A 6,536-nucleotide genomic window follows, 5' to 3' on the forward strand; every position below is an offset into this window, starting at 1 on the left:
ATTGCGTTGAGCAGATCGTCCTTCTTGCGGAAGTACCAGTAGATGCTGGTGACCCCTACACCGAGATGCTTGCCGAGCAGCGGCATGCTCAAGTTGTCGATCGACACTTGCTCGGCAAGTTCGAACGCGCCGCTGATGATGTCATCCGGATTGATGGACCCGCGTTCGCGTCGTTGACGCTTATCAGCGGTTGCCTGCTTTGCCACTACGGGCACCTCCATCAAGATCTGTCCTGTGCACCGGTTGAATTCAATCTACCGGCGGTTCTTCTCCCACCTGCCTATACGTAGCCGCGTCGCCGTTTGCTACGACCATCAACCTTACCGGTGGCCATTCGACGGCGGGTTTGGCAAGTCAATCGGCGGCTTTCGTGCGGTTCTTCGTCTTGCTACTGTAATACCTATCGTAGGCTTTTTGGTATATAACGCTGGACGGGCGAACATGACCGGTCGCAAGCCATCAGACGGGCCACGGATCACGCCATGGACCTAGGGCTGGCAAATGCCGCAGCGGTAGTGGTCGGTGGCGGCCTGGGCATGGGCCTGGCGACCGCCCGGTGCCTGGCCGAGGACGGTGCCCGCGTTGCGGTGGTCGGCCGCACCCGCGCCACGCTCGACAACGCCGTGGCCGACTTGACCGACCGTGGCAGCCCCGATGCCGTCGGGCTAGTCGCCGACATCGGTGACTCCGGGCAGGTCGACGCGGTGTTCGCCGAGCTTGGTCAGCGTTGGGACGGCGAACTCAATGTGCTCATCAATACCGTCGGTCCTGGAGCCGCGGGCAGTTTCGAAGACTTGACCGACGACCAGTGGCGCCAAGCCGTCGAAGACGGAGTGATGGGGATGGTGCGCTGTGTCCGTTCGGCACTTCCGCTGTTGCGCAAAGCGCAGTGGGCACGGATAGTCAACTTCTCCGCGCACTCGACTCAACGGCAAAGCGTCATGCTGCCCGCCTATACCGCCGCCAAGTCGATGCTGACGAGTGTGTCGAAGAACCTGTCCCTGTTGTTGGCCAAAGATGAGATCTTGGTCAACGTGGTCTCGCCGGGCAGCATCGCGTCCGAGTCGCTGGTCGGTTGGGCGAAGTCCGTCGGTGTCGACGGCAACGATCCCTACGCCCTGATGGAAGCCATCGGCAAGCATTTCGGTCACCCCGCCCACATGCCAAGGGCCGGCCTGCCGAAAGAAATCGGCCCGGTCGCCGCCTTCCTCGCATCGCGGTGCAACTCGTATATGACCGGAGCCAACATAAACGTGGACGGCGGTTCGGACTTCATCTGACCAACGGAACGACGAAATCGTCTGGGCAACAAAAGGAGTGGATTATGGCGACGGCTAGCGAGGCGCGTGCGTGGGCGCGCGGAGCATTGCGGGGAATCGGTGATTCGCTCTACACCCCCTTCAGTGGCACGGACGGTGACGACATCGACTGGGATGCCTACCGGACGCTGGTGCGCTACTGCGTCGGTGATCTCGGGCATCCGATGTTGTGGTGCACCAGCGGCATCGCCGAGTTCTGGTCATTGACCAACCAAGAGCGTAAACGCTTGCTGGAGGTGGCAATTGAGGAGGCCCGCCGCCTCAACCCCCACGTCGTCATCCAGGCCTGTACGGCGGCGACGTCGGCCAAGGACTGTCTGGACCTGACGCTGCACGCCCAAGAGGTGGGCGCCGACATCGCCTACATCCAGACGCCGATGATGGAGGCCCACGGCGGCGAGGGCGTGTTGAGATTCTTCAAATACATTGCCGCGCGCACCGACATCGCGTTGGGCATGTTCAACTCGCCGTCCTCGGGATACGTGCTGACTCCGGTCGAGAGCGCACGGATCTACGACGAGGTGCCCGCGGTGTGCGCCACCAAGGAAGGGGCCTTCCGGCCGGAGGCGAGCCGACGGCTTCATGAGTTGGCGCCGGCCCTCGCGGTCTGGGAATGCGACAGGACCGTGTATCGCGCCGGATGGTTGCGGGCCGGGATCGTCTGCCCGGCGCAACTCGGAACGGCCGGCTACCTGTTCGAGACGCCCCAGCGACGGCTGTTCTCCGAGTACTGGGACCTGGTGTTCAACGACAAGCTGCTCGAGGCCATGGATTACGGACGGGAATCGGGCATGGACCAGTTCGACCTGGACGTCGGGTCGTGGTGGACCTGCTACCCGGGCCGGGCCGACTACTTCACTCACTGGGGTGGAGCGTTCAAATACGCCGCTTCGGTGTTGGGCCTGCCGATCGGCGCCTATCCGCATTCGCGACCGCCGCAGGCGGAGTTGCCGCAGGAGGCCAAGGACCAGATCGAGGGGGCCTATCGCCGCCTCGGGCTCATCGGGGTCTAGCGGCTAAACGCTTGCAGTGCCACGGATTACGCTGGCAAGCAAGAGGCCCGGCCACTCAATGTGACCGGGCCTCCGCAGCCGGTATCGGCTAGTTCTGTTCGGCCTTCTGGCGGGCCTCGTCGACCTTGGCCTTGCCGCGGGCCTTCTCGGCCGCGGCTTCCTTTTTCGCGGCGTTGCGGTGTGCTTCCGCCTTGTCCTGCTGGGCCTGACCCTCATTGATCAGGTCGCGGTTGCCGATGACCGCGCCGATGACCTCTTTGGCCCTGCCCTTCACGTCCTCGACGACACCGAAAACGGCTTCGGTGACACCACTGCGAACGTCAGCCATGCGTTTTCCCTCCTGCTGTTGGGTGCGTTGTCTGCGTTTTCCCGGGTTCGGGGTGACAGAAAACGTGATCGGGATGTGGCCCTCGCCACACCAGGTGTACGGCACCACACTGCATCGCGATTACCAGCACCGACAGCGGGCATTCCGGTCACACGCCCGGCCGTGCGCGGTGTAATGGGCGTGGCGGCCCTCGCCAAAAGCGTCGTAAGTCTCGTCGAAAGGATCGCGAATGCTCACTTTGGGTGTCATCGGGTGGATCGTCATCGGCGGTCTGGCCGGTTGGATCGGTAGCAAAATCATGGGTACCGATGCGCAAATGGGTGTTGTCCTCAACATCGTGGTCGGCATCATCGGTGGCCTGATCGGCGGGTTTCTGCTGCGCGGTGTCGGTGTCGATGTGGCCGGCGCAGGGCTGCTGTTTTCGTTTCTGACGTGTCTGCTCGGGGCGGTGATCCTGCTGGCGATCGTCAAGCTGATCAGCCGGGGCCGGGTCCGGTGACGGCAACCGCATTCGCGTCGCCGGCAAGCGCCGTCAAAGTCGGGGCTCAGCCAACCTAAATCCGCTGTTCGACCGGGGTTTCGCGAGTTCGCGGCGGCAGTTGTGGAAGGAGGTACCGATAGGTATACAGTATGGGTACAAACTCGCCAGTCGATCAGCTTTGAGGGGACGGTCTGATGAGCGCCGCCGACCATGTGGTCACTGACGAGGCGGTGCTGTACGAGACCACCGGAACCGGCGTCGCAATTCTGACGTTCAATCGCCCCGATCGGCTCAACACCTGGGGTGGGGACATCGCGACCGCGTTCCACGCCGGCATCGATCGCGCCGAGGCCGACCCGGCCGTGCGGGTCATCGTGTTGACCGGGAGCGGCAAGGCGTTCTGCGCGGGAGCGCATTTGGGTTCGGTCGCCACGGTCGGTGAATCGTTGGCCGAATCGCCCGAGCCGAACATGGATGACCTGGTGGGGGAGCGGCACCCGCATTTCATCACGGCCGTCAGTAAGCCGGTCATCGCCGCCATCAACGGGTCCTGCGTGGGGATCGGGCTGACCCAGGCCCTCATGTGCGACGTGCGCTTCGCCGCCGCGGGGGCCAAATTCGCCGCGCCGTTCGCCCGCCGTGGCCTGATCGCCGAGTACGGCATTTCGTGGATCCTGCCCCGCCTGGCCGGCTGGGCCGTCGCCCTCGATCTGTTGCTAACTGGCCGTACGTTTTTGGCGCAGGAGGCCGCGCAACTCGGCTTGGTCAAAGAGGTGGTCGAAGCCGACGAGCTGATGCCGCGAGTCTTGGCCTACGCGGAAGACATCGCGCTGCACTGTTCGCCGGCCTCCATGGCCGTCATCAAGCGGCAGGCCTACAGCGACGCGACCGCCGACGTGATGGCCGCCAGCGCCCGCGCCGAAACGCTGCTGCAGGCGTCGCTGCGCCGGCCCGACGTCATCGAAGGCATCGTCAGCTTCATCGAGAAGCGACTTCCCGATTTTCCCGGTCTCGCCTCAGCCGCGGCCGGCGACCCCGACAGCCTGGAGGAATGAAGATGAGCGGCCTGAACTACCAACCGATCGATGTCGACAACCACTATTACGAGCCGTTGGACTCGTTTACCCGTCACCTGGACAAGAAGTTCAAGCGCCGTGGCGTGCAGATGGTCAACGACGGCAAGCGGACCTTGGCCGTGATCGGGGATCGAGTCAACCACTTCATCCCCAATCCCACGTTCGATCCGATCATCGTGCCCGGTTGCCTGGATCTGCTTTTCCGCGGCGAGATTCCCGAAGGGGTTGACCCGGCGTCGCTGATGAAAGTGGAGCGGCTGGCCAATCACCCCGAGTACCAGAACCGCGATGCCCGGATCACCGTGATGGATACCCAGGACATCGAGACGGTGTTCATGCTGCCCACGTTCGGGTGCGGGGTCGAGGAGGCGCTCAAGCACGACATCGAGGCGACGATGGCCTCGGTGCACGCTTTCAATCTGTGGCTTGACGAGGACTGGGGCTTCGACCGGCCCGACGGCCGAATCATTGCCGCACCGATCATTTCGCTGGCCGACCCGGACAAGGCGGTCGAAGAGGTCGAGTTCCTGTTGGCGCGCGGCGCCAAGTTGATATTGGTGCGGCCCGCGCCGGTGCCGGGGTTGGTCAAGCCGCGGTCGCTGGGTCATCCCAGCCACGACCCGGTGTGGGCCCGGCTTGCCGAGGCGGGCGTGCCGGTGGGATTCCACCTGAGCGACAGCGGCTATCTGCACATCGCCGCGGCGTGGGGTGGTAAGTCGACGTTCGAAGGATTCGGCGCCAAGGATCCGCTGGATCAGGTGCTCCTCGACGACCGCGCTATCCACGACACGATGGCCTCGATGATCGTGCACGGCGTGTTCACCCGTCATCCGAAGCTCAAGGCGGTCAGCATCGAAAACGGCTCCTACTTTGTCCACCGGCTGGTCAAGCGCCTGAAGAAGGCCGCCAACACCCAGCCGAATTTTTTCCCCGAGGATCCGGTGGAGCAGTTGCGCAACAACGTGTGGATCGCCCCCTACTACGAGGACGATCTGGCGGAGCTAGCGGAAGTCATTGGTATCGACAAGATCCTGTTCGGTTCTGACTGGCCGCACGGTGAAGGCCTCGAGTCGCCGGTCTCGTTCACCGAAGAGCTGACGGCGTTCAGCGAGGCGGATATTCGGAAGGTCATGCGCGACAACGCCTTAGACCTTCTCGGCGTCAAAGTACCCGCCTAATCGCATGAGCGAATGGACCATAGGCGCGGTTCTCGACGCGATCGCCGATGTCATTCCCGACCGGACGATGACGGTGTGTGGCAGTCGCCGCAGCACCTTTGGTGAGTCGGCAGACCGAACGCGCCAGCTGTCGAACTTCCTGGCGGGCAAGGGTTTCGGCGCGCATCGAGAACGCGCAGCCCTCGAACGCTGGGAATGCGGGCAGGATCGCGTCGCGCTGATCATGCACAACGATCTCTACGCCGACATGGTGATCGGGTGCCTCAAGGCGCGCACCGTCCCGGTCAACGTCAACTACCACTACACCCCCCGCGAGGTGGGCGAGCTGCTCGACTATCTGCAGCCGCGGGCTGTCATCTATCACCGCGCGCTCGGCGCCAAGTTCGCCGATGTGCTGCCGCCGGCAAGCGCGGACTTGCTGGTGTCCGTCGATGACGGAAGCGCGGTCCCGCAACTGGCCGGTGCGGTGTCGCTGGATGATGCACTGGCGCAAGGAGATACCGACCAGGGCGTCGAGCCGTCGCCCGATGATCTGCTGATGATCTGCACCGGGGGCACCACGGGCCGTCCCAAGGGCGTGCTCTGGCGCCAGTCCGACATCTATGTGTCGTCGATGGTCGGCGCGGATCATGAGTCCGCGCAGGAGATTCACGACAAGGTGCGCGCCGGTGGCGGGGCGCCGTGGTTCGCCGTCTCACCGTTGATGCACGCCGCCGGCATGTGGACGGCCTTCTCAGCGGTCATGGCCGGCACCCCCGTGGTGCTCTACGACACCGGTAAGAAGCTCGACCCCCGATCGGTGTGGGAGACGGCCGAGCGCGAGAAAGTCGGCTTGATGACGATGGTCGGGGATGCGTACGCGGCGCCGCTGGTTGCCGAGCTGCAGCGTGGTCGATACGACCTGTCGTCGCTGTACGCGATCGGTACCGGAGGGGCTGCGACTAATCCGAAATATCAACGGGCGCTGCTGGAATTGATACCTCAGCTGACGCTGATCAACGGATACGGGTCGTCGGAGACCGGAAACATGGGCTTCGGGCACAGCCGCGGCGACACCCGAACCGACACGTTCACGCTGCGCGAGGGTGGCCTGGTTCTCGCGGAGGACTACAGCCACTTCCTCGCTCCCGGCGAACCGGGG

8 protein-coding genes are annotated in these 6,536 nt (G+C 63.9%); 6 read left to right on the forward strand and 2 right to left on the reverse strand.

Going from position 1 to position 6,536, the window contains the following annotated elements; translation table 11 throughout:
- Positions 1-221: helix-turn-helix domain-containing protein (locus JOZ00_RS05275; protein WP_293340701.1), on the reverse strand; the 221-nt coding region annotated here is incomplete at its 3' end.
- A gap of 261 nt (positions 222-482) precedes the next feature.
- Between JOZ00_RS05275 and JOZ00_RS05280 the strand changes: the two genes are divergently transcribed.
- Positions 483-1,280 carry an SDR family oxidoreductase gene (locus tag JOZ00_RS05280; RefSeq protein WP_293340704.1) on the forward strand — a complete coding sequence of 266 codons (798 nt, stop codon included), beginning with the start codon at positions 483-485 and terminating at the stop codon, positions 1,278-1,280.
- 44 nt (positions 1,281-1,324) lie between these two features.
- On the forward strand, positions 1,325-2,332 hold the full coding sequence (locus JOZ00_RS05285; protein WP_293340707.1) for a dihydrodipicolinate synthase family protein: 1,008 nt from the start codon (positions 1,325-1,327) through the stop codon (positions 2,330-2,332).
- An 88-nt stretch (positions 2,333-2,420) separates the two neighbouring features.
- On the opposite strand, the gene JOZ00_RS05290 is transcribed toward JOZ00_RS05285, so the two are convergent.
- Positions 2,421-2,660: a CsbD family protein gene (locus JOZ00_RS05290; protein ID WP_293340710.1), complete on the reverse strand. Its 240-nt coding sequence runs from the start codon at positions 2,658-2,660 to the stop codon at positions 2,421-2,423.
- Between the two features lie 229 nt (positions 2,661-2,889).
- Between JOZ00_RS05290 and JOZ00_RS05295 the strand changes: the two genes are divergently transcribed.
- The 4 genes from JOZ00_RS05295 to JOZ00_RS05310 all read left to right on the forward strand — a co-directional run.
- Positions 2,890-3,159 carry a GlsB/YeaQ/YmgE family stress response membrane protein gene (locus JOZ00_RS05295; protein ID WP_293340712.1) on the forward strand — a complete coding sequence of 90 codons (270 nt, stop codon included), beginning with the start codon at positions 2,890-2,892 and terminating at the stop codon, positions 3,157-3,159.
- A gap of 176 nt (positions 3,160-3,335) precedes the next feature.
- A complete protein-coding gene (locus tag JOZ00_RS05300) occupies positions 3,336-4,196 on the forward strand; it encodes an enoyl-CoA hydratase (RefSeq protein WP_293340715.1) in 861 nt (286 codons plus the stop codon).
- A gap of 2 nt (positions 4,197-4,198) precedes the next feature.
- Positions 4,199-5,395 (forward strand): amidohydrolase family protein, encoded by a 1,197-nt coding sequence (locus JOZ00_RS05305; protein WP_293340718.1) that lies wholly within the window; start codon positions 4,199-4,201, stop codon positions 5,393-5,395.
- Between the two features lie 4 nt (positions 5,396-5,399).
- On the forward strand, positions 5,400-6,536 hold a 1,137-nt coding region (locus tag JOZ00_RS05310), incomplete at its 3' end, for an AMP-binding protein (RefSeq protein WP_293340721.1).

It is taken from the genome of Mycobacterium sp. (assembly GCF_019243155.1).
In the GTDB taxonomy this organism is placed as follows: domain Bacteria; phylum Actinomycetota; class Actinomycetes; order Mycobacteriales; family Mycobacteriaceae; genus Mycobacterium.